This window comes from Streptomyces sp. NPDC006624, assembly GCF_040611555.1.
Lineage (GTDB): Bacteria > Actinomycetota > Actinomycetes > Streptomycetales > Streptomycetaceae > Streptomyces.
In genome coordinates, this window is sequence record NZ_JBEXOM010000015.1 from 97,431 (window position 1) to 121,273 (window position 23,843).

Sequence of the window (23,843 nt, forward strand, 5' to 3'; positions counted from 1 at the left end):
GTCGATGGTTCGTGGTGACGAGCGGGCGCCGTGGCGGGGCGGGGGTCCTTCTCGCTACCGTCAGCGGATGACCTTTGATGATGAGCCTGCCGCCAACTTACGACCGAGCGAGGCGCCGACCAGCGTGATCGTCAGCGCGCTGCGCTGGGAGATTCTGAACGAGTGGGTCCTGTACCTGAACGACGACAGGCACCCGGACAAGACGGCCGAGATGTCGTACGTCTGGGGCTTCATCAAGCGGGACTTCGGCGGCGACGCGCTGCGGTGCCTGTGGAGCAAGCGCGAGACCGCGTACCCCATGTTCGCCGAGGCGGTGTGGTTGCTGCACCGCGAGTTCAGCGAAGGCGCCGGGCCGGAGCATCACCCTCTGTTCGCCGGCCTTCCGCCGATCCCTGCTGAAATCCTGTTCCAGAAGATCGCGAGCTCGTCCGCAGTGGCCTTCCGGGACCGGGAACTGACCGAGGCCCAGATGCTCGAGATCCTCCGCAAGGCACCGAAGGACTACGCGGCGATGCGGTAGATGCGGCCTCGGACGACGGCGGCTCCGCTCCGGGTATGCCCGATGGGCGGGGCCGTCAGGGACTGGACAGATCACGCTGGTGCGCGGGGGGTCACGCGGGGCGTATCGCGGCCGGTTGTTGAGGCTGGCCGGGCCGAAGCATGGGTCCGGTCGTCGCACGTCAGGGCGCTACCACGGGCCTGACTCCTTCAGGTGGACTTTCCCTGGTTTCGTCAGGTTTCGCGGTTTCGGGGTCGATACTGGCCCGGCCGGGTGTGCGAGCGAGGAGGGCCGGTGGCGGTCCAGCGTGAACTGGCGGACTACGGCACGGCGTTCTGGCCGTCTGATCCGCCGCGCGGCGCCACGGTGTCGTTCTGGCGGCCGCACTCGTCGATGGGCAGGCCCGAGGACCTGAAGGTCCCGCACACCGCGCTGTTGCAGGAGCAGGTCCCGGTGATCCGGATGCGGGGGTCCTTGTGCCGCGGCAGCGTGCGGGGGTGGACGCTGCCGGTGCTGGACGCGCTGCCGGTGCTGGTCAGTGCGCGGCGCCGTGAGCGGGGGCACGAGTCGACGGTGTTCTGGGGTGCGGCGGCGATGTTCGCACTGGATCTGGTGGCGCGCGGCCGGCTGCTGCCCGGGCTGTCGCCGGGCGGCTTCGACGCCTGGGTGGCGGGGCCGTTGTCGGCCGAGGACGAGGCGGTGCTCCAGGCCTTGGTGCAGGCGATGCCTGCTACCGCGTATACACCGGCGCCGGCCGCCAGCGGGCTTGGTCTGCTGGAGCCGGCGCACACCGTGCGGTCGTTCCTGGACGCGGTCGCCGACGCGATGGTGCGCTCCCCCGTTTCCGCGCCGCTCGTCCCCGGCCCGTACACCGACACCGCCGTCCATCATGTGCCGCATCTGGCGGTGTGGACCCGGGACGTGGCCGCGGCCCGCGAAGGGAGAACTCCGCTGTCGCTGCGGGTCGACCTGGACTGGCCGGGCGACGGCAACGACATCGATTCTGGCCCGGCCGTGGACGGCTGCAACCTCGAGGGTGGTGACGGTCTCGACGAGTTCGGCCTGGCCGGGGTGCCGGTGGTGCTGCAGGTCCACGACCCAGACGATCCGACCGTGGTCCGCGACGCGGACCAGCTGTGGCGTTCTGCGCCGCCGTCGGTGCCGTGGGGCAGGGGTGTGGAGGCGGCCCGGGCCGAGGTCCGCGAGGTCCTTGAGCGCGGAGCCCGCGCCTGGCCTCCGCTGCGCCGGCTGGCCCGCGGGCGAGTGCCCGACAAGCTGCTGTGCGACGCGGAGGAACTGCGGGCGCTGATGGGCGACGCCGTCCCGCTGCTGGCGGACGCGGGCATCGCGGTGCACTGGCCCAAGGCCGTCATCAGCGAACTCACCTCCCGGGCCGCGCTCGCACCCCGCCCGCGGCCCTCCACGGCCCGGGGGCCGCTGCTGAGCCTGGGCCAGCTGCTGTCCTTCCGGTACCAGCTCTGCCTGGGCGGCAAAGACCTGTCCGAGCAGGAAATGGACCAGCTCGCCCGTGCGCAGCGTCCGTTGGTGCGCCTTCGGGATCAGTGGGTCCTGCTGGACGCGTCGATGCTGCGGCGTCTGCGCCGCCGGGAGCTGGGCCCGCTGACCGGTGACGAGGCCCTGGCCGCTGCGCTGACCGGCAGCGTCGACCTCGACGGCCACGACGTTCCTGTCACCGTGCACGGCTGGCTCGCGGACGCGCACTCCCTGCTCACCGCTCCCCATCCGGGTCCGGACGACGTGATCGTGCCCGCGGCTCTGAAGGCCACGCTGCGCCCCTACCAGCGGACGGGTCTGGCCTGGCTGGAACGGCTCACGTCGGCGGGCATCGGGGCCTGCCTGGCCGACGACATGGGCCTGGGCAAGACGATCACCCTCATTGCGCTGCATCTGCGCCGGCAGGAGCAGCCGCACCTGGCCGGCCCGACCCTGGTCGTCGCACCGGCCACGTTGTTGGGCACGTGGGCCGGGGAGGCCGCGAAGTTCGCCCCGGATACGCCCGTCCGCCGCTATCACGGTCCCGGGCGCAGCCTCGAACTCCTCCAACGCGACGCGATCGTCGTCACCACCTACGCCACCTTGCGTCAGGACCGCGAACTCCTCGCCGCTGTCGGCTGGTCGCTGATGGCCGCGGACGAGGCCCAGCACATGAAGAACCCCTACTCCTCCACCACCAAGGCGCTGTCCGCCATCGGCGCCCGAGCCCGCGTCGCGCTGACCGGGACGCCCGTCGAGAACAACCTCTCCGAGCTGTGGTCCATCCTCGACTGGGCCGTGCCCGGCCTGTTCGGTCCACTCAAACGCTTCCGCAGCCGCTACGGACGCCCGATCGAGTCGGGCAGCGATCCCCGCGCCGCCGAGCGGCTGGCCGCCGTCGTACGTCCTTTCCTGCTGCGGCGGCGTAAGAGCGATCCGGGCGTCGCTCCCGAGCTCCCGCCGAAGACCGTCAGCGATCACACTGTGGCGCTCACCCGGGAGCAGGCCGGCCTGTATGAGGCGGTCGTCCGCGAGACCCTCGACAAGATCAGCGACAGCAAGGGCGTCAAGCGCCGGAGTCTGATCCTCTCCCTGCTGACCGCCCTCAAGCAGATCTGCAACCACCCCGCCCACTACGGCAAGGAAGACCCCGGATCCGCCCGCCTCCCGGGCCGCTCGGGCAAACTCGCCCTTCTCGACGACCTGTTGGATGTCATCCTCGCCGAGGAGCAGTCCGTCCTCGTCTTCAGCCAGTACGCAGCTATGGCCCGCCTGCTCCAGCACCACCTGGCCCGCCGCGGCGTCCCCGCCCTCTTCCTCCATGGCGCCACCCCGGTGCACCAACGCGACGCCATGGTCACCGACTTCCAGTCCGGTGACGTCCCGGTCTTCCTGCTCTCCCTCAAGGCCGCCGGCACCGGCCTCACCCTGACCCGCGCCGAGCACGTCATCCACTTCGACCGCTGGTGGAACCCCGCCGTCGAAGACCAGGCCAGCGACCGCGCCCACCGCATCGGCCAGACCCGTCCCGTCCAGATCCACCGGCTCACCGCCGAAGGCACCCTCGAGGAGTCGATCCACACCATGCTCCACGCCAAACGAGCCCTCGCCGAGACGGTCCTCGCCCACGGACCAGCCGCCCTGACCGAACTGTCCGACACCGAACTCGCCGACCTCGTGAAGCTCCGATGACCCCCTTCTACGGTCCTGCCCACGTCTTCCGCACCAGCACGCCCCTCGACCCGCAAGGCCCCCACTCCCCCGCCGGCCACGCCTGGGCCGCCGCCGTCGAAGAACTCGCCGACACCCCCGCGGCCCGGGCCCGCCTCACCCGCGGCCGCGCCCACGCCCGCCAAGGCGCCGTCCGCCACCTCACCGTCCGCCCCGGCGACATCGCAGCCGCCCTCCAAGACGGGGCCCTGGAGCGCATCGTCACCATCCACATCACCCCCCTCGCCCCCACCGCCTGGACCACCCTGCGCGCCCTATCCGACGACCGGGCCCACCTCTACCCGGCCCAGACCGCCCAACAGGTCCTCCACGACCTCAACGCCGCCGCCCGGAACGGCGGCATCCACCTGTACCCCTCCGCCGGCGCAGTCAACGCCCACTGCCCCTGCCGCCACACCCACGCCCTGTGCAAGCACACCGCCGCCGTGCTCCACCACTACGCCCACTGCCTCGACACCGAGCCCTTGAACCTCCTCCTGCTCCGCGGCCTGGAACCCACAGCCTTCTTCGACTCCGCCAACACGCCGCCCTGCAGCTCACGCTCCCCCGCTGCGCCGGTCGTCGACGCGCACGCCGTCTACACCCGATCCGGGCCTCCGGCACACCTTCCTGCGCCACCTCCGCCGCATCACGCCACGACGACGAAGTGGCGCAGATTCCCTGGCCCTGAAGGCCTCAACCCGGCAGCCGCGATCCTCCTCGTCAACGAGGCCGGCCAACGAGCCCACACACTGCTCCACGGCCGACGGTCAGCGGGACGAAACGCCCGCTGACCGTCGGCACGGCAAGGGCAGCCGGGGCTTCACCGAACCGGTTCGGCCCGTGATGGGGCGGGACGAGCCGGCACGCGAAGCCTCTCCGGCCAGAGGGCCCCCTGGCGCTCAGGTCTTGGCGGCGAGGAAGTCGCGAGCGCCGCGCAGCGGGATCCGTAGCTTGCGCTGGGTAGCACGGCTGTCGAGACGAACGTCGAGAGCACCGGGAAGCGCCGTGTCAGCCCGCAGGCCCGGAACCAGCCGAGAGGCGTCGAGCCCGTCACGCTGGGCGATGAGCAGCCCAAGGTCGTGCCGGCTGACCGCGTGCGCACCCCCGAGATGATGCACACCACGCTCGTCGGAAGCGGCAAGTTCCAGCAGGGCCGCCGCCAGATCGCCAACGTGGACGGGACAGCGAAAGTCGTCGGTGAAGAGCACGCCGCTCCGACGGCCGGCCACGAGGTCGTGAACGAGGCGGACGTGCTCAGAGCCGATGCCCCCGATGATGAGCGAGGTCCGCCCGATGACCGCGTCGGGCGTCAGGTAGCGGACGCTGGTCTCGGCCGCGGCCTTCGCGGCGCCGTATGGGCTGACCGGGTCGGGATGGCAGATCTCGTCGTAGAGGCCACCACGAGTGCCAGAGAAGACTGCGTCACTACTGACGTGAACCAACCGACAGCCGTACCTCGCCGCTGCCAGTGCCAGACGCGCCGGCCCCTCGGCCGTGACCTCCCAATCCGCCCCTCCGCTGGTCGCATTGATAATCACGCTCGGCACAGCCTCGGCGACCACAGCGTCCGCACGATCGGGGTCGCGCAGGTCCAGGGCGTGCCATGTGACAGGGGAACTACCCGGCCTGGTCGCGTAGGTGGCCGCGACGGTCCGACCGCCTGCCGCCGCCTGGCGCACCAACTCAGCTCCGAGAAACCCGCTGCCACCGACAATCAGGACCGTCATGTTTCGTAACCGTAGACGGCCGGGCCGCATTGCGGAGGCGATTGCAGATGCCTGCGCCTGGCGGCATTTGCTGAGCTGGTTCAGCTCGGCAACCATCACACCCTGCCGCCCTGACTGCGTGCACCGCAGACGACAGCGAGATGTGCTCCGGTGGCGACCTTCGAGGGTGTCGCACCCGTCCGCTGCTCGGTCATCCCTTGCAGAGCTGCATGTTCGAGCGCCGGTGAATGTGTAAGTGAATAAAGATTGCGCCTTTGTGAAGGCCCCGTTGCGCGGTCAGCAGTGCGGATCCTGGCACATCGCTGCCCACTGCAGGATGGAGAACGACGCACCAGCCGAGCCCCGACAGACTCGAGTCTGAGTCGACACCCGCCCTGACCTGCACTTTCACAGAATCACAATCTTTATTCACTTACACATTCACCCAGCAGGAACCATTTGAACCTACCCACCAGCAGAGGGGGAGGTCGGCGAGGAGGGGGGCCGCGCGGTCCGGGGAGTCCAGCATGGAGCTTCGAAGCGAAGGAGCCTGCGCCGCCACCCCTCTAACGGTGCGTGACACGCGTGACCGTCTCCGTGTACCGTGCCCGATGCAACCGAAGGGGTACATGCACGATGAGGACGCTTTCTTCACGAGCACCGACGTGTGCACCCTGACGCATCAGAGATCAGTGGAGGAGCCTTGGACGAGTCCTTGGATGCACCCGTACAGAGGACGCTTGATGACCTACTGGAGCTCGTGAGCTTCACGGACTTGAAGAGTCGTCTGGAGGTAGTGCGACGCTTCCCGGCTCATTACGAAGATGAGCACGATGAGATGCTGGCCGAGGTGGTGCGCCAGATTCGCCCCTACCTTCGGAACGTCATCGGGGTCACCATCGGCAAGGGAGGGCAGGGGAAGACGACCCTCTCTGCGAACATGGCAGGCATGCTCGCTGCAGAGCAGGAGAAGCTTGCGGAGCAGGGAAAGAAGGCACTGCCGATCCTGCATCTCGAGCTCGACCTTCAAGGCGACGGCCTCTCTCACGACTTCGGCCTTGCCCGCTCCAAGTTCAACGACAGGGGTGCGGCCCTCGCAAGTGCTGTCACCAATGACGGGCCCCTCCACGTCATCAAGACTGATCGCCAGTTCCTGCATGTTGTCCCTGCCGGCGCCAACAACGCGCGGATCACTGATGCACTAGGGGCACTTGTTGCCACGCACGGGCGGGCTGCCCACCTCTTGCTCGCTCTCCTGTTGGCTCAGATCAGCCATCTGTACCGCTGGATCGTCATCGACTTCTCGCCTGGCGATCGGAGTCTGCAGCAACTCGGCCTGGCCGCGGCGACGCACCTCACTGCTCCGTTGATGGACTCAGATAACGCGTCTGTCAGCGGTCTTGCGAACCTCGCTGTGTTGGCCAAGAGCACCCGTAAGACCAACCCTGAACTCGGCGTGGCGGCCATGTGCTTCCTGGGCTTCAGGAAGGTACAGGGGAAGCCCACCAGCGACCTGACCATCGTCTGGCAGAAGCTCGGCAGGGCTCTCCAGCAGTACAACGTCTCACCCGATGTCATCCTCGAGGACTATGTTCGCGAAGGCCGCGTACTAGCTAAAGAGGCTCGCAACTCCGGCATGCTCGCCCACGAGTTCGCTCGGGCGGCCGCTGGTCAGTGGATTGACCCGCGAACAGGAGAGGTCGCGGAGCGTCCCAGGGATGAGAACGGACGCCTCATTGACGCCAAGCGGGCCATTGAGCTCGCAAACGACCACGCAGCCATGGCTCGCGCGGTAATCACCAGGGTCCGTGCCCGTAACCAGCAGCTGAAGGAGGCCACCGCATGAGCAGCGGGCCCAGCAAGGATTCGGCCAAGAAGGGCTCGGGGAGGTCACGAGGAGGTTCCGCGACGCAAGGCAAGGGAGCATCCAACCTGAAGATGCCCGACCTCGACTTCGGCGGCTTCGGTGACGTCGACGAAGACGAAGAGCTGACACCGGGTCTGCCCGCAGACGTCTTCGGGGCGGCACCTGTAGCGTCCTCACCGGCTGTCGAGAGCCCGGTCGAGTCGAAACCTCCGCTGGTACCTCACCAGCCCGTCGAAGAGCCGGGGTCTGCCCCCCAAACTCCCGCTGAGCAGGAACTCAAGGCACCAGCTGTCCCCCCGGCCAGCACCGAGATCCCTGCCGACACCCTTCTCGCGGCTCCGGCGGAAGCTGATGTTCGCAGCGAGCTGAAGGCAAGCACGCCCGAGGGCGCTGGCCCAACCACCCAGCCTCCGGTTGCCGAGCCCATCCCGAGCCGGTCAGCTCCGGAAGCAGCTCCGCCCGTCGATTCAATCCCGACGTCGGCCGCCGTGGCGCGTCGAGAGTCGACGCATGCCGTTGCCAGTTGGGGTGCATCCACCGGTCTGCCGGCGCGACGACCGCGTCGCAACAGCTCTAAGCCCTTCACGGCTGACCAGCGGCAAGAGAATCGCGAACAGAGCATGCGGGAACTGTTCGAGAAGGCTCCGCGTTATGCATCCCTTCTGAATACGTACGCGGTGGTGAAGAAGAACGATTCGAAGCCGCGGAACATTCAGCTGTACGGCCTTACGTTTGAGCGAACCGCCACTCAGATCGCCATCGATACGGCGGTCATGGCTCGAGTCACGCCGCGTATGCCGACGCCCCGGCTCATCGCGGGACACTATGTGGACACTGCGCTTCAGGGGGCGCTCTCCGCGCTCAATCCCGCAGAGGCTGACGCGGAACGCATCGAGGACGAGAAGGATGTCGTCTTCGCGTTGGCGGACCGGGCCATCGCCTATCGGAACTACATTGCCGATGACGAGTACGCGTCCCAGCTGCGGCACAGCCGAACCATCTGTCCCCTGACCGAGTCTGGGGACGCGCTCCTGACACGGCTGATGACGCTGCTGCGGACCATGCCGTCTGTGAAGGTCCAGCCCTTCGAGATCGTGAGTGTGGCGGTCTCGGACCTCCTTGACGGCATGGCCCAGGAGCAGGACGCCTTCGAAGGATTCCTCGCGCGCAGCGTGGCAACGAGTATCCAGTAGCCGACGTGGGCATCCGGGCGCGAAAGGTTGTGGCGCCCTCGTAACCGCCGTGGGTTTGATCGCTAGCCGGGGCCCGGCCCCTTCTCTGTGAGGGAGGCCGGGCCTCGGCGCGAGGTAGGTGGAGCCGTCGGCGTTGCACGGCGGCTGTGGGTGAGTGCGAGGGGCGGCCTGCCAATGGCAGCACCTGTGGCTTCAGAGCGGCGCCGACTGGCTTGGTTCACAAGCCCCGGCGCGGGCCAGTGTCGATGGTGGCCGCGCGGCCTGCCGAGACTTGCCTCTTGAGGGCCTGGCCAGCCGCCATGTACGCCCGCTAAGCGCGACGTGCAACACGCTGTGGCTTGCAGCAGGGCAGAAGCAGCAGCCGTGCAGTTACCCAATTACTATGGTCAGAGCGGCACGCAGCGGCTCTGTTACGTTAAGTGACGCTTTCCTTTAATCAGGTGCCAATCGCGTTAAAGGAAAGCGCCCCGAAGGGGGCCCACAGCCCTTCATGGTCGATCGGCAGATTCGACCCCGAGGTCCGGAAAAGACCACTTCGTGTATGTAAGGCGCCTCTCGGCCCCGTTGATGAGGTCGAGTACATCACTGGCCAGGAAGGCTCGCGTGCCCCGTTCGGCGTCTTTCACCTGGACGATGCCAGCACCTGCCAGCTCCTCCAACGCCTTGGACGCGGAGACAAACGATGTCTTGAGCAACGATCCGGCCGCGCGAGCCGTGAGGACCGGGACACCCGGAAGCTGTTCCATCAGCCGCACCACTGCCGCACCCTTCCGCGGGTGAGGCCTCAGTCCACAGCTCTCTCGATAGTTCGCAAGGCGGGCCTGCCACAGGTCCCTCATTTGGCCAAGCTCATCTGTGAAGCGTCGCGCCTCAGCGACGGCGTCACGCGTGGCCGCCAAGAACACTCGGATCCAAGCCTCCGTTCCGTCCATCGCTGCAGCGCTGTCTGCGCTCCCGTTGTATCGGTACGCCTCCAGGCCGGCAATGTACTCACGAGCATGCGCGAGGAGAGACATCGAGATTGGCAGCACGTGCCCTACAGCCAAACCCTGACGTGCAAGCACGGTGTGGATCAAGGCACGCCCCGTCCTCCCGTTACCGTCCGTGTACGGGTGAATGGTCTCGAATTGAGCATGCACGAGCGCAGCTTGAACTAGGGGCAGCGGCTGATCCTCCGAGATGAACGCCGCGAGGTCCTCCATGAGTGGGCCTACCAGTTCCGGGGCGGGCGGAACGTACTCCGCCCCATGAGGGCCGTACGCGTTGCCCCCAACCCAGTTCTGAACCTCACGGAGCTTGCCGGCCAGGTCGTGCTGTTCGGTCTCTACCATGAGGGCGGCCTGCAAACCGTTGATGTCATCAACAGTCACGCATGGGGTGCTGGTCAGTGCTGTGACGGCCTTACGCAGAGCAAGGACGTTGTTCACGACCTCCCGCGCACTATCGCCGATTCCGGCCCGCGGTTCATCGCCGGCCTTGGTCGCGAGCATCAGCTCAAGGTGTGCGATCGCCCTGGCCGATGCGACAACGCCTTCGATCCGCGATGAGGCAACTGCCTCAGACCGCAGAAGGAACCGCGCGAGAGACTCGAGGTGGGGGCTGGTGGGCGCTGAGTCGTTGAACTCTCGAACCAGCTGGTCGACCTCAGAGATTTCTGCCGCGAGTTCCGCCGAGAGACGGACCTGCCGCCCGCGGAGGTAGTCAGGTGTATACGCAGCGTAAGCACGGGGTTGCTGTTCGCTGACGCCAGGGGCGAGGCCAGGCTGTGATTGCCAGCGCCGCTCCGTAAACCTTGCCACCAGACACGCTCCAAAGGTTCAACCTCGGGCCGATCCATTTAAGGATAGTCTGTGCCCGTGATGTTTGGTTTGATGCTAGAGGACGGTGCAGTCGGCGCGGCTTCCGCGCTGGCTGCCATGCCCTCTCCATCTGGCCCGGTGTCACACGCCTCTCGACTTGTGGAAGCGCAGCCACGCCTTCACAGCACCAAGAGGGAGATCCCAGCCAGGGTCACCCAACGAGAGCGCGAAAAAGGCGACCCGCAGGTCGCCTCGTGGGGCGACTCAGCCAAGTCGCCCATCGCCACTGCTCGGGGTGCCACCCCGAGTCTCCACATGTCCATCACATCAGCCCGACGTTGTCGGCCCGACTTGCCGATCCACGGAGCCACCCGTGTTCGGCGAGGGGAGGAAACACTAACGACTTGACCTGACCCAGCCGTCCATGACGGTTACAAACCTCACCCCCGCTGACCAGGCAATTTGATGTCCTAGGCCGAGCGGTCGGTCGTTTTGTGCCTTCATCCCTGTGTTGTTCTGGAGCAGATCATAGCCGCCAGCCGCAGGGCTAGTCCCGTATTGCCAAAAAGAGACTCATGCGAGTCTCCGCCGGACTACGCCCAAACCACACCAAAAAGGCCGCACGAGCCTGATCGAGGCACGCCCGCTGATCGCTGGCCGGTGACCTTGTCCAGCGAATCTGCGGCACCTGCGCTTCGCCAACCGCTGCTGCTCCGAGACAGCATGCGGCAGCGACTCTCGGCCGCCGTTGCGAGCTTGCTCTCAGACCAGTCGCTTCACCGACGTCCTGCGGCTGAGGCCCTGGCAGCTGTAGTGCTGTTGGCGAAGTCACCAGCGGGGGGGTCGCGGCTGGAGCTGTCGGCGGGTGAGCTGGCCCGGTGGCTAGGCGTGTCGGAGTCGCTAGTTGATCACCGGGTCTTGCCGGGCCTGCGTCATTCCGGCGCGGTATCGACCGAAGTGGTGACAAGAACCGTGGACCGGGTACGGCGAGTGGCTGGCCTGCGTTGGGAACTGTTGCCGCTGACGGCCGCGCACTCTCGTCGGGGTCATCCGCTGGGGCTGGAGAAGCGTGAGTTGGCCGTTCTGCTGTCGTTGTGCGAGGCGCTGTTCGCGCCGGGATGGGCGCCGGTGGGCAAGCCCGCGACGCCGGCTGGTCTCCTCGGCGAGCGGCGGGGTCGGGGTGCGGCGCGTGAGCGGCTGGCTCTGTTGCGGCTTGTGCTGGCGGCGCGGCCTAACGGCCGGGTGCGGCTTGTTGGCGGGGCTGTGGCGAGAGGGTTCGACCGTGCTGATGCGACGGTTGCCCGGTTGCTGGGGTGTTCGCTGGCGGAGGCGGCTCAGGTGGTGGACGGGATGGTTCACCAGGGACTGCTGGAGGTTCCTGGCCGGGGGGTGCCTGGGGCTCGGGTGAAGTTGGTGGTCCCGGCGGTCGCGGCCGCGTACGGGCGCGAGCCTGCGAAGACGGTGCGGGCGGTGCCCGGTGGCAATTCAGGCGGGGAGACGCCGGAGGACGAGGTATTCCCCGGTGAGGTGCGGTGCTGCGTGCACTGCACGGAACTTGTCGACGAGCCGGATCCCGGGGAGCCGGGGGAGGGGTGGGTCCAGGAGAGGTTCTTCGAGGTCCTGGACGGCGGTCAGCTTGAGGAGACTGGTGCACTCAGGGGTCAGGAGAGCGCCGAGGGCTCGGAATTTGAGCCCGAGGTTGCGGTTGACCTGCGGAAACGTGAGACCTTGGCGGCATCGGAAGACGAGCTTGGCGGTGCACTACACCACGCCGACCACGCTCCGGTGGTTGCTCAGGGTGGTTCTGGTGCGGCTTCATCTCGCTTTTCCGGCGAAGCCGCATCGGGGTCCTCAACGTTGCCGGGACGCGCGGGCGAGCGCGAGGACCAGCCGGACACGGTCGTCGACGCGGCTGATGCATGCGGTGGGTCCGGTAGCCCGCTGCGCGGGGAACAGCACCAGAAGGTCGGCGGCCAGACCGGTCAGGGAGTAGTGCCTCCGGCGGCTGGCCGGGGAGCGCCGTTGCGGTGGTCGTTGCCGCGGGGGCTGGAGCGGGTGCTGGCGCCGGTGCACTTCGAGTGGGCCCGCATCGGGCGTTCCGGCGGACGGTCCCGTGTCCGGGCGGCGGTAGCAGCCGAGTTGCGTCGCGTCGGCGGGGTCGTCGGGCCGGAGCGGGCCGCGGTGGTGCTGGCCGAGCGGCTCGAGAGGAGGCTGTTTGCCCAGCAGGGTCAGCCGGTGCGGGATCCGGTCGGCTGGTTCCTGGGCCGAGGGCTGCCGCAGCGGGCCGAGTGCTACGCGACCTCGTGCGACGACGGCGTGCGGATGGACACCGGGCTGGTGTGTTCCAGCTGCGAGCTGCTGATCGGCGACCGGAGGGCCTTGCGCCACCAGGTCGCGCGCGCCATCACCGAGGCAGAGCCCCATCTGTCGCCCGAGGAGTTCCGGGCGAAGGTGGAATCGCGGCTGAGCCAGGAGGTCGCGCGGCAAGCGGCTGAGACTGCCGTCCGTCGGGAGCGGGCCGTGGTGGAGCGGGCGCGGCGCGAGGAGGCGTGGGCCCGCCACCGTGACGAGCTGGAAGAGGCCAAGGCGGTGTTGGCAGCGCGCCCGTGCGAGGTGTGCGGGGTGCCGGAGGCCGGCGGGCTGTGCCTGGTGTGCTCACAGGTGCGTACGGCCCGTCAGGCCCTGGAGCGCGCCGCCGAGATCGCGGCCGCGGTCGGTGGCCCCGTTCACGACCTGGGTGAGGTGGCTGGTCGGCTGGCCGACTGCCGCTCCCGGCTCGAGGAGGCGGCCCACCGGGCGGAGCAGCGGGCGCACGAGCTGGGGATGCCGGAGGCTGCAGTGGCCTGGGAAGTCCGAGAGCGGGCCGAGGCGTTGCTGCGCGAGGAACGCGAACGCGCCCTCGCCGTCCTGGCGGTCTCGGCGGAGGCGCAGGCGGAGGCCGAGCGGGTGAGGGCGATCGAGCGGGCCCGGCGGCGTGACGAGCAGCAGGCTGTGGCCGCCGGAGAGGTAGCCCGTCGGCGGTGCGCGGAGGCGCTGCTGACGCAGCAGCTCGGTCACGTGCGCACCGCCGTCCAGGCGCCGAACCCGGAGCCGATCGGTGGCTGGCAGGAGCGGCTGGTCGCGTTGGCGCAGCGTCCCCTCGTTGGTGAGACCGGGATGTTGCCGCAGTACGCCAGCGAGAGCCGGAAGGCGGTGAGCGCGGCGTGAGCCAGGTGCTGGGCCGTGCTTCGGTTTGGAACGCGGGCGCCGGAAGTCCCTGTTCTGGGACTCGACGAGGGTCGGTGGTGTTGGGTGAACGGTGCATGGAGGGCCGCGGTGTTTCGCAGCGGTCCCGCGGTCGGCGGGTGCCGGGGAAGGTGGGCGAGGTGAGTACGGGCGAGGTCGAACCGGTGCGAGTCGCGCGGTGGTTCGCGGGGCGCGGGTATCCGGTCTTCCCGCTGGCGCCGGGCCGGAAGACGCCGATCCGGGGCTGTCGCCGGTGCAGCCAGCACAGCGCCGAGTACGTTCCGCACCCGGCACAGGAGTGCGCGTGCCTGGCGCGGGGCGGTTTGTGCCACGGCTTCTACGCCGCCACTCTGGACCCCGACTTGATCGAGCACTGGTGGACGGTGGGCGACCGCGGCGTCGCGGTGGCGACCGGCCCCGCGAACCTCGTCATCGTCGACGTCGACCGCCACAACAGCACCCCCCCGCAGCAGGCCGTCCAGCTGCTGCCCGGAGTCGACCTGACACCCGCCCAGGTCGCTCAGGTGAAGGACGGGGTCGACGTGCTCCGCCTGCTCGCCCAGAGCAGGAACCAGCCCGACCCGAGCACGGGCGAGCTGACCATGACGGTGCGCACCCCGAGCGGGGGACTGCACCTGTGGTTCCGGGCCCCGGCCCGCACCGCGTGGCGCGGGTCGGCCGGCGGCGATCACCACGGCCCGGTGCTGGGCTGGCAGTTGGACGTACGGGCCCGCGGCGGCTACATCGTGGCACCGGGAACGCGCACCGCGGCTGGCACGTACCGTGTGGTGGGGGAGCGCCGGGAGCCGGTGCTGCTGCCGAGCTGGCTCGCCGGTGAGCTGACCCACACCGGTCACCTCCTGCCCGGCACGGCCGGCGAGCGGGCAGAACCTGCGGTGCCCAACCGGGCCCGGGCGGCGGCGCTCGCGGCCCGGCGGGGAAGTGGCGGCGGGTCAGCGGAGCCGGGGCGGTGGGCGGAGCGGACGGCCGCTACCGTGCTGGACGCCGTCGCCGACTGCGGCCGCGTCCCCGAGGGCGCGGGCTGGTCCGGCGTTCTCAACCGGGCCGCGTTCACCCTCGGCGGCCTGGTCGCCGGCGGCCACATAACCGAGGAGGCGGCGCGCACGGCGCTGCTCGACGCCGCCCTTCGCGCCCGGCCGGCCAAGCAGGCCGCGGCCTTGGGCATCATCCGATCCGGTCTGGCCGCGGGCACGCGGCAGGCCCTGCACCCGAGAGACGAACGATGACGACCACCGATGCGGCCGCGGCCGGGGAGACCGCACCCACCGTGCCGGCCAGCCGCGCGCCCGGCCCCGACACACCGACGGCGGCGCCGCCCGCGTCCGGGCCCAGCGCGGCGGAACCGGAACTGCTGATCCCGCGGTCCCTGACCGACCGGGGCAACGCCGCGCTGTTCCAACGGCTGTACGGCGAGGACTTCCGCTACGTGCCCGGCATCGGCTGGTACCGGTGGGCCGACTACCGGTGGGCGATCGACCTGGAGGCCCGCGCGGTCTCCGAGGCGGCCTTCGAGCTCGGCGAGAACCTCGCCACCCGCGACCCCCAGGAACGCTTCACTCGCCAGCAGCTGCGCCGGCACATCAACCGGACCCTCAACGACCAGGGCAACCAGGCCCTGATCCGGGTCGCGAAGAAGATGCCCGCCTTCCACCTCCCGGCCGACAAACTCGACGCCGACCCGTACGCCCTGTGCACACCGGACGGCGTGGTCGATCTGCGCACTGGCGTGCTCCGCCCGGCCCACCCTAGCCAGTTCCACACCCGGGCCGCACTGTGCGCGCCGCGCGCGATGCCGACCCCGCTGTGGGACAAGTTCCTCACCGACACCTTCGGGCCCGGCCCGAAAGGCGCGGCCCTGGCCGGCTACATGCAGCGCGTCATGGGCTACACGATCACCGGCCTCACCTCCGCGCAGATCCTCCCCTTCCTCCACGGCCAGGGCGGCAACGGCAAGAGCGTGCTCGCCGCCGTCGTGCAACGCCTCCTCGGCGACTACGCCGACACCGCCCCGCACGACTTCCTCATGGCCAAGCCCTACTCCGACCACCCCACCGAACTCGCTGACCTCCAGGGCCGACGGCTGATCGTGTGCAGCGAACTCAACCCCGGAGCCCGCTTCGACCAGGCCCGCATGACCCTGCTCACCGGCAGCGACCGCATCAAGGCGCGCAAGGTCCGCCAGGACTTCTTCAGCTTCTGGCCCACCCACACCCTCTGGCTGCTCGGAAACCACCGCCCCGCGGTCCCCGCCGGCGGCCGCGGATTCTGGCGCCGCCTGCGCCTGGTCCCGTTCGAGTACACCGTCAGCCGCGTCATCACCGACCTCGACGTCCACCTCGTCGAAGCCGAGGGCCCCGGCATCCTCCACTGGATCATCCAGGGCACCCTGAAGTACCTCAACGGCGACGACCCACACCTGAAGAACTCCGACGCCGTCACCGCAGCCACCCGCGACTACGCCCAGGCCGAGGACACCTTCGGCCGCTTCCTGTCCGACTGCTGCAAACTCGGCGACCCCTCCGCCCTGCGCACCGAACAGCGCACCCTGCGCCTCGCCTACGAAGCATGGTGCGAGGACGAAGGCGTCGACCCCATCAAGCCCCGCCACTTCGGCGAGAAGGTCCGCCTGGCCATCCACCACCCACCCGGCACCAACCTGCCCACCTCCAACGGCCGCAAGATCTACAAGGGCATCGAGATCATCAACCCGCCCGCCGGCCTCCAGGGACCGTCATGACCGGGCCCACCGACCACGACGAGAACAGTCCCTGCCCACGAAAGGCCAGGTCACACCCCATGAAACCCCGCGTCCAGGGACCAACAGAGACCAACTTCCACAATGTATCCCCCGCGCAAAACGACGACACCACACCAGCGCCCCACACTTGCGGAAAACAGTCCCTTTCCGTCCCTCACCCACGCCCCGAAGCAGGTCTGACCTGCGAAAACACGGCAGGTACCGACGCAGGTACTCACCAGGGACCGAACGCCATCACGAGTCGCGCCGCGCCCACCACACGCCTGCGTCCCGAGCAGCTGGCCGCCGAGACCGAGATCGTCTGGACCGTGCCGATCGACGACCTCGACTACGTCCGCGAGAGCCTGGACATCACCAAACGACGCTCCGGAAAGCCCCCGTACCACCAGCCCGGCCGCCTCGTCGGATACGCCAACCTCGCCCCTGACACCACCGCCACCCGCGACTCCGGCCGCTACGACCGCCGCACCTTCTGGCTCCTCCCCCGCGACCGCAGCGAATCCGACGACTCGCCCTACACCACCTACGCACCCCTCGAAGCAGTCGACCCCCGCACCGTCGCCCCCGGTCGCCCAGGCCGCCTTACCCGCCGAGCTCTGGGAGGTCCCGTACTGGAACCAGGCCATTCCCCTGCGCCAGATCCCGGCTCGGCCTCCGACGAGCTTGCGCAGTCGTCGCCAGAGCCAGAGGGCCAGGCAGCAGCGTCCCCAGCCGAACGGGAGAAGACCGCCCCGAGCCCCCCAGGGCCTGGTCCGGGCGAGGACCAAGGCGCTGTGCGGCGCCCGCGACACGAAGCAACGGCAGAGGGCTCTGACCTCGCTGAGGAACGGCGCCCATGAAACTCCGGCTGATCCCTCGTCCGCCCACGGCGTTTCAGCAGTCCATCACCGCCGACGCGATCGAGACCATCTGTCAGCGGGCATTCGGCACGCACACAGAGGTGTTGTCCGCGGTCGAACTCGGCACCGGCCTGTACAACACGATCCTCAAGGTCACCGTCGCCGAACGGGAGCGCCCGGCGATTTTGAGAATCGCCCCGGAGCCGGACCGCCAGTTCGTATCGGAACGGGAGCTGATGCGCACCGAGTACGCCAGCCTCCCCTACCTCGCCTCACTCGCGCCCCTCATGCCCCAGGTCATCGCGGTGGACTTCACCCACGAGGTCCTCGGCCGTGACTACATGGTGCAGACGCTGCTCGACGGTACCCCTGCGCCCCAGCATCTGCGCACGTACCCGCCATCGATGTGGTCGGCGTACTACCGTCAGCTCGGAGAGATTACGCGCAGCGTGCACACGGTCCGCGGTCGGAACTTCGGGCCGGTAGCCGGGCCCACGTACCGGACGTGGAGCGAGGCGATCACCGCCTCCCTGGACACCATCGCCGTCGACCTGGAGGCTGCCGGTCTCGGCGCCGACGATGTACGCACGGTCGCCGCAGCAGCAGCCCGCCACCACACTGTCCTCGACGAGATCAACGAACCTCGCCTGCTCGCAGGGGACTTGTGGCTCCCCAACACCCTGCTCCGCAACGATGCACGGGAACCGACCATCACCGGCGTGCACGACCTGGACAGGACCTGGTGGGGCGATCCCGCCAGCGACTGGACCATCCGCATGATCAAGGCCAAGCCTGATCAGCGACAGGCGTTCTGGGAGACCTACGGACGCCCGGACCAGTCCGACGCGGCCATCTGGCGCTCGACGATCTACGAAGCCCGCCACCTCGGCAGCGTCCGCCTCGAACGCCACCGTCTCGGCAATCGGGACGGCGTGCAGAACACCTATGCGTCGATGGCGGCACTCTCTGCCATCGTTGCCTGACTCCCGGCCAGCTTGTGTAGGCCCTCCTGGCACAGGTAGACCGGGCCGGTATCCAGCGCGTAGACCAAGGAGGCCCTGGCATGACCGGCGGACACGATGTGGAAGTACCGCTGGGGGGAGGGCGAATCACCTACGGTGTCGTCCGGGTCGGGGACACCGTGCGCCGACCTGCCTCACGGTCGTCGCCGTTCGTTGCGGAACTGCTGAGGCACCTTGAGCTGCATGGCTTTGCCGGTGCGCCGCGCTACCTGGGCGTCGACGAGGCCGGACGTGACATGTTCAGCTACCTGCCCGGCCACGTGCCGGCCAAGTTCCAGCAGTGGACCGACGCCCAGGTGACCGCAGCTGGCGCACTGCTGTGCTCCCTGCACGGCGCGACCCGCAGCAGCAGGCTCGCAGGACCACATCCGGTCGTGTGCCACAACGATCCTGGACCGAACAACATGGTCTTCCAGGACGGCACGCCGGTGGCCTTCATCGACTTCGACACTGCTGCGCCCGGGGATCCCCTTGAGGATGTCGGGTACGCAGCCTGGACTTGGTGTATCACCTCCAAGGTGACAGCTCCGCCTGTGTCCGAACAGGCTCACCAGGTGAGGGTGCTAGCCGATGGATACGGACTCGGAACCCGCGAGCGCCGACGCCTCGTCGACGCGATCCTGGAACGGCAGAACCGTAACGCCCGGTTCTGGGCCGAGCGGGTTTCTGGGGCTTCCGAGCTCCGTGTCGAGGCGGACGTGATCGCCGCGCGCGTCGAGTGGAGCCGCCGCGAGCACGGCTTCGTCACCGCGCACCGTTCCACGTTCGAGCACGCCTTGCTGTGACCTGCCCCGAGCTGGGTGCGCAGTGGTCAGAGCGTCCGCTGGCGGGACGCTACGCTGCCACGGCATGGACGGTCACCCGCCTCTCACGGACCCCGAGTCGGATCACGGCCTGTGCGGGATCTGCCCCGCCCTGCGGTACCCACGCGAGGGCTTCGTCATCTTCGACCGGCCGTGCCGCGAAGCGCCCTTCAACCCCGTCGACGGCCACCGGTACACCGCGGCCGGTGAGCCGACCTGCGTGCACCCCGACAAGATCGGCCTCGACGCCGACCGCACCGCAGCAACGACCGCACCATCCCCGACCACCACGCCTACAGACACCACACGCCGATGGCGGCCATGGACCCGACGAGAGAGGAAGCCGAGCGCACCCTCGAACGGCTGACGCGATGCCGGTCCACCCCTGCTACAGCGCCTCGCTACGTTCTGGTGCACCTACGATCGAGTGCCACGTGGTCCGTGCCGGACCGTCGAAGATGTCTTCATGCCCTGGGTGAGAGCTGCGCCAGCGAGCGACCTTCGCACGAATGTGGGGTTCCGCGTAGGCCTTATCAGGGTGATCCATGAGGTGTCGAACGCGCGCTCGGGCGCGCATGATGTCGGTGTCCTCCAAGTCACAGGCACCGAGGGTGGCTCGCTCGTCGGAGCTTAAGGAAGGTCTCCCGTAAATCCCGCTCTCGAGGCGTGTTGCGGTGGCGCGGTCCGCTGAGATCTGCATTTCGTACCAGGGGCGAAGCTCCTGGAGCGTCCAGCGGTGATAGCGGCCGGCAAACTCGTTGGGACTCTCCTCCGTGAGGTCCTGCTGGGTCACCCATTGCGCGGTCCGCAGCGCCAGCGCAGTGCCTTGGCCAAGGGTCGGGTTGGTGTGGATCAGCGTGTCACCGACGCCGACGACTCCTGTCACCACTGGACCTGATGCGTCGGCCAACGGTCTCCATCTGTTGTGCAGCCCGCCCATGGCAAGGACGGGGGAGAGAGGTACGGGCCGGTTGGTGAGCCAGGCGTTCATGGCGGGAAACGTCCGTGCTGCGGCTTCGAACGTGCGCGGATCACTGAGGGCGCCTCTGGTTGGGTCTGCGCACGAGAGCACAAAGGAGAGGGCGAAGATCTCGTTGTCGGAGGGGAAGACACCGCCGATGGCGAACGGGGAGGCAGAGCCGTTTCTCACGCCGCTTCCGGGCCGAGGCGCTCCCACGGCGAGTCGGTACCAGCGGCAGTAATAGGCGATGCCGGTCGGGCTGCTCTCGGTCAGGGGCGCTCGGCAACCCGCGCCGGTCAGCCAGCCGGGCACGGGGGAGCGCCGGCCAGCGCAGTCCAGAACCAGGTCCGCCGGGTGATGGCCCTGCTGTGAATGAACGCCGGTGACGTGCGGAAGGTTGCGGATTGAGTCGACGGCGAGTCCTGTGGCCCCATGGCCGACGAGTAGGACTGCTGTGCGTTCGTTCATCAGCGCACGTCGCAGAGCAACCTCCAAAACCAGTCGCCTCGCCTGGATGGTGACCAGGCGCTCATCGCCCGGACGGTACGGAGGGTGCTGGGTGAAGCAGTCGAACTCGTGGCGCTCACGGGCTCCGAGGGCGAGCATGTCTGCATACACGTCGGGGGCCTCGCGCAGCAGGACGTCGCGGACGGGCCCCAGCAGGCCGTGTGGCTGGACTGCCTGAGGGACTCGAGGGCGACGCCAGGCCAGGAAGTCGTCCTCAAGGTTCGCGCTCAGGTGGTGGCCGTCCTGTTCCAGGACGATGACGTGATGTCCCCGCCTGGACAGGAACAGGGCGGAGGCGAGCCCGCTGATGCTGCCTCCGATGACCACGACGCGCGCCATCTCGCCTCTCTACGCCTGTGATGATGCTCCCTCTCATCCTCCGTCGGGATCTTGGCCGAAGCACGGTGGCTGGTTTATAGGGGTGACCGGGTGGACACGTTCAGTGCGGTACGATCCCGTATGGCGTAATGGAAGTTAGCGCCTGTGCAGCACCGTGCGAATTTCGGGTCTGTAGTGCCTTCGCTGCCGATTCGGCCGCGCGTGCGAGCACTGCCCCGCCGGGTGCGCCCGCTCTCAATCTCCGAAGCGGATTCTTCCGATAGTGCGCTACCGGCTGGCGTCGATCCGCAATGACCGCATGAGTCTCGCCGATTTACCGCGATCGGTTTGCAGGCTCCTTTCTGGAGACGACGTGAAAATCCTCCCCGAGATCTCTCGTACGCTGAGCGAGTACCTCCTCATTCCGGGCCTGACCACAGAAGACTGCACGCCGGACAATGTGGATCTCGGGGCGCCGTTGGTGCGTCACCGGGTCGGCGAGGAGTCGGCTATCCGGGTCGCCACCCCCATGGTGAGCGCCATCATGCAGGCGGTATCGTCACCGACGTTGGCAGTGGCCTTGGCACAGGTCGGTGGGTTGTCGTTCATCCACCAGAACCAGCAGATCGAGGACCAGGCCGCGGATGTACTGGCGGTGAAACGGCACAAGGCTGGCTTCCGGACGAGCGACGTCACCGTCGCACCGCTGACTCCTCTCGGTGAGGTCGCCCAGCAGTTGGCCGCGACCGAGCAGGGCGTGGCCGTCGTGACGGAGAGCGGCAAAGCGGACGGCGAGTTCCTGGGCATCATCAGCCTCGACGACTTCCACCTGGAGCGTCACGGAGCCTCCGAGACCGTCCGCAACCGGATGCGAGGGCGTGACGAGCTGGTCACCGCGTCGGCCTCGGTCTCACTCTCCGACGCAAACGAATTGATCTGGCAGCACCACCTGGATGTCCTGCCGGTGCTTGAAGACGGTCGGGTCGTCTCCTTGGTCCTCAAGAAGGACTACCAGGCTCACAAGACATATCACCGTGCGACCGTGGACAATGAAAAGCGTCTGCGGGTGGGAGCCGGGATCAATTCCCGTGACTTCAAGGACCGTATTCCCGCGCTGGTGGAAGCCGGTGCGGATGTGCTGTGCCTGGACTCCTCCGACGGCTATTCCGAATACCAGGCGAAGACTCTCGAATTTGCCCAGGAGCAGTACGGGGACGACGTTTTCGTCGGCGCGGGGAATGTCGTCGACGGGCGGGCCTTCCGCTACCTCGCTGACGCGGGTGCGGCCTTCGTGAAGGTTGGAATCGGCGGCGGGGCCATCTGCACCACCCGGGAACAGAAGGGCATCGGCCGCGGGCAGGCCTCAGCGCTGCTCGACGTGGTCGAGACGCGCGACGCCTACGCCCAGGAGACCGGCGTGTACGTGCCGCTGTGTTGCGACGGCGGCCTGCTCAACGACTCCCACATGGCGATGGCGCTGGCGATGGGGTCGGACTTCATCATGCTGGGCCGCTATTTCGCCCGGCTCGACGAGAGCCCGTCACGCAAGCTGCAGATCGGCGGCCAGTGGTACAAGGAGTACTGGGGTGAGGGCTCGCAGCGCGCACAGAACGCGGCACGCTACGGCCAGCGCGGCCAGATGGTCTTCGAAGAAGGCGTCGACGGCTACGTTCCCTACGCCGGCAGCCTGTACGACAACGTGGAGCGGACCCGCGCGAAGCTGACCTCCACGATGATCAGCTGCGGGGCGACGAACCTGCGCGACTTCCACCGGGACGCGGTGCTGGTTCCCGTGTCCGCGGAGTCGTTCAAGCAGACTGGCGCGGAGATCCAGGTACGCCGACCCGCCATCGATGCGGCAGAGTGACTGACCGTCCAGGCAGCCGCCTGGACAGCGCGGCCCCGAGCGTGCCGGATGACCGTCGGTACGCGCGGGGCCGCGTGGAGCGACTGGGCTGTACACGCCGCTTGAATGTCGGCGCGGGCGGCAGGTTGAGGCTGGGCGATCCCTCTGTTGGTGCTGCCGGGTCAGCCCAGTTGGCTGCGCACCCAGGAGAAGAAGGCGTCCCCGACGGCGGGCTCTTGGTCAGGGAAGCTGCCGAATCCGGTACTCCATTCATCAAGGACGGGCCCTGAATCGGTCAGCAGCCAGTCGACCGAGAGGCACGCTGCCTGAAGACTCGTCGCGATCCTGAGGCACTGCTCTTCTACGTCGTCCCAACCGCGTACGACACTGCCGACTCCTCCCTGGCTGACGTTGGTCATGTAGGCGCCTACTCCGGTGGACCGATGCAGTGCCGCGATGATCACCCCCTCCACCAGGTAGACGCGAGTGTCGGCAGTGTGAGGGAGATAGGGCTGCACGAGGTATCCGACACCGGCCTGGGCGACCATGTCGATGGCGGAGGAGAGCTGCTGGAAGGTGTCGATCTTCTGTACCGCGAACCCCATGCCCATTTCCCGGGGTTTGAGGATGTAGGGGCCTCGGCCCAGGCGGTCTTCGACGAGGGGCAGCACGGATCGGGCGTGGCGGCCGTAAGGAACAGCGATGCTCTCAGGGGTGGGAACTCCGAGTGTTGCTGCGCGCTGAGCGATGGCGAGTTTGTCCGTCGCCAGGTACTCGGGTCCGTCCATGGAGCGGTTCAGCAGCAGGGAGTCGCTCTCCTGAATGGTTCGGTAGATCGCCTTGAGGAAATGCGATGCCTGGGGATCCCAGCTGAAATCGTCCACCTGGAAGCACTGTCTTGTGCTCAGCAGGTCTTCGTCTTGGTACCAGAGTGTGGGGCGGTCGGTCGATGCCGGTACCAGCTCATGGACGGGGATGAGCCTCAAGGTGAAGCCGGCGCGCTCGGCGGCCCCGGCGAGGGTTGGCTTCTTCCGGTTGAGGATCTTGTCTGCGAGGCCGGGAAGGAAGTCGTCAGGCCGGTATACAAGGTTGACGGTTTTTACCAGTTTCGACATGGCGCTCTCTGTCGGCATTCAGATCCGCTGGACGGGGATCTCTGGTGAGGTCTGATGAAGGGCGCTGGCATTTGTGGAGGCTGCATGCTCGGGATCAGTTCTGCGTGTCGGCCGTCGAGCAGCGCGGTGCGGCGGAACATGCAGCCGGTAGCGGCCA

The 23,843-nt window shown here is 68.1% G+C and carries 16 protein-coding genes; 12 read left to right on the forward strand and 4 right to left on the reverse strand.

Features of this window, described 5'->3' with window-relative positions; all coding sequences use genetic code 11:
• The first annotated feature begins 67 nt into the window (after positions 1–67).
• The 3 genes from ABZY20_RS25640 (at position 68) to ABZY20_RS25650 (ending at position 4,497) form a co-directional block, all read left to right on the forward strand.
• Positions 68–520 (forward strand): hypothetical protein, encoded by a 453-nt coding sequence (locus tag ABZY20_RS25640; RefSeq protein ID WP_319593807.1) that lies wholly within the window; start codon positions 68–70, stop codon positions 518–520.
• A gap of 273 nt (positions 521–793) precedes the next feature.
• Positions 794–3,685, forward strand: coding sequence for a DEAD/DEAH box helicase (locus tag ABZY20_RS25645; protein ID WP_356444033.1), 2,892 nt, complete (start codon positions 794–796; stop codon positions 3,683–3,685).
• Positions 3,682–4,497 carry a hypothetical protein gene (locus ABZY20_RS25650; protein WP_356444034.1) on the forward strand — a complete coding sequence of 272 codons (816 nt, stop codon included), beginning with the start codon at positions 3,682–3,684 and terminating at the stop codon, positions 4,495–4,497. The genes ABZY20_RS25645 and ABZY20_RS25650 overlap by 4 nt, the downstream gene beginning before the upstream one ends.
• A gap of 108 nt (positions 4,498–4,605) precedes the next feature.
• On the opposite strand, the gene ABZY20_RS25655 is transcribed toward ABZY20_RS25650, so the two are convergent.
• The gene (locus tag ABZY20_RS25655) at positions 4,606–5,433 is read right to left on the reverse strand and encodes a sugar nucleotide-binding protein (RefSeq protein WP_356444035.1); all 828 of its coding nucleotides are present in this window, start codon (positions 5,431–5,433) and stop codon (positions 4,606–4,608) included.
• A gap of 739 nt (positions 5,434–6,172) precedes the next feature.
• Here ABZY20_RS25655 and ABZY20_RS25660 point away from each other — a divergent pair.
• Together ABZY20_RS25660 and ABZY20_RS25665 are read left to right on the forward strand one after the other, a co-directional pair.
• Positions 6,173–7,258: a ParA family protein gene (locus ABZY20_RS25660; RefSeq protein WP_319593811.1), complete on the forward strand. Its 1,086-nt coding sequence runs from the start codon at positions 6,173–6,175 to the stop codon at positions 7,256–7,258.
• Complete coding sequence (locus tag ABZY20_RS25665; protein WP_356444037.1) at positions 7,255–8,472, forward strand: hypothetical protein; 1,218 nt, start codon at positions 7,255–7,257, stop codon at positions 8,470–8,472. The genes ABZY20_RS25660 and ABZY20_RS25665 overlap by 4 nt, the downstream gene beginning before the upstream one ends.
• A 488-nt stretch (positions 8,473–8,960) precedes the next feature.
• Here the strand turns inward: ABZY20_RS25665 and ABZY20_RS25670 are convergent, their stop codons facing one another.
• Positions 8,961–10,271: a Fic family protein gene (locus ABZY20_RS25670; protein ID WP_356444039.1), complete on the reverse strand. Its 1,311-nt coding sequence runs from the start codon at positions 10,269–10,271 to the stop codon at positions 8,961–8,963.
• Positions 10,272–11,189: 918 nt separating this feature from the next.
• Between ABZY20_RS25670 and ABZY20_RS25675 the strand changes: the two genes are divergently transcribed.
• The 6 genes from ABZY20_RS25675 (at position 11,190) to ABZY20_RS25700 (ending at position 18,921) form a co-directional block, all read left to right on the forward strand.
• Positions 11,190–13,478 carry a hypothetical protein gene (locus ABZY20_RS25675; RefSeq protein ID WP_356444041.1) on the forward strand — a complete coding sequence of 763 codons (2,289 nt, stop codon included), beginning with the start codon at positions 11,190–11,192 and terminating at the stop codon, positions 13,476–13,478.
• A 158-nt stretch (positions 13,479–13,636) separates the two neighbouring features.
• Positions 13,637–14,743: a bifunctional DNA primase/polymerase gene (locus ABZY20_RS25680; RefSeq protein ID WP_356444043.1), complete on the forward strand. Its 1,107-nt coding sequence runs from the start codon at positions 13,637–13,639 to the stop codon at positions 14,741–14,743.
• On the forward strand, positions 14,740–16,254 hold the full coding sequence (locus ABZY20_RS25685) for a phage/plasmid primase, P4 family (RefSeq protein WP_356444045.1): 1,515 nt from the start codon (positions 14,740–14,742) through the stop codon (positions 16,252–16,254). Before ABZY20_RS25680 ends, ABZY20_RS25685 begins: the two co-directional genes overlap by 4 nt.
• 59 nt (positions 16,255–16,313) lie before the next feature.
• Positions 16,314–17,114, forward strand: a complete 801-nt coding sequence (locus tag ABZY20_RS25690; protein ID WP_356444047.1) for a DUF6009 family protein — start codon at positions 16,314–16,316, stop codon at positions 17,112–17,114.
• Entirely contained in the window at positions 17,111–18,097 is a 987-nt protein-coding gene (locus ABZY20_RS25695; RefSeq protein WP_356444048.1) for an aminoglycoside phosphotransferase family protein, read from the forward strand. Before ABZY20_RS25690 ends, ABZY20_RS25695 begins: the two co-directional genes overlap by 4 nt.
• An 80-nt stretch (positions 18,098–18,177) precedes the next feature.
• Positions 18,178–18,921, forward strand: a complete 744-nt coding sequence (locus ABZY20_RS25700) for an aminoglycoside phosphotransferase family protein (RefSeq protein ID WP_356444050.1) — start codon at positions 18,178–18,180, stop codon at positions 18,919–18,921.
• 406 nt (positions 18,922–19,327) lie between these two features.
• Here ABZY20_RS25700 and ABZY20_RS25705 read toward each other — a convergent pair whose 3' ends face one another.
• On the reverse strand, positions 19,328–20,746 hold the full coding sequence (locus ABZY20_RS25705; protein ID WP_356444052.1) for an NAD(P)-binding protein: 1,419 nt from the start codon (positions 20,744–20,746) through the stop codon (positions 19,328–19,330).
• A gap of 352 nt (positions 20,747–21,098) precedes the next feature.
• Between ABZY20_RS25705 and ABZY20_RS25710 the strand changes: the two genes are divergently transcribed.
• Positions 21,099–22,592: an IMP dehydrogenase gene (locus ABZY20_RS25710; protein WP_356444169.1), complete on the forward strand. Its 1,494-nt coding sequence runs from the start codon at positions 21,099–21,101 to the stop codon at positions 22,590–22,592.
• Positions 22,593–22,753: 161 nt separating this feature from the next.
• On the opposite strand, the gene ABZY20_RS25715 is transcribed toward ABZY20_RS25710, so the two are convergent.
• Positions 22,754–23,686 carry a hypothetical protein gene (locus tag ABZY20_RS25715; protein ID WP_356444053.1) on the reverse strand — a complete coding sequence of 311 codons (933 nt, stop codon included), beginning with the start codon at positions 23,684–23,686 and terminating at the stop codon, positions 22,754–22,756.
• Positions 23,687–23,843: the final 157 nt, after the last annotated feature.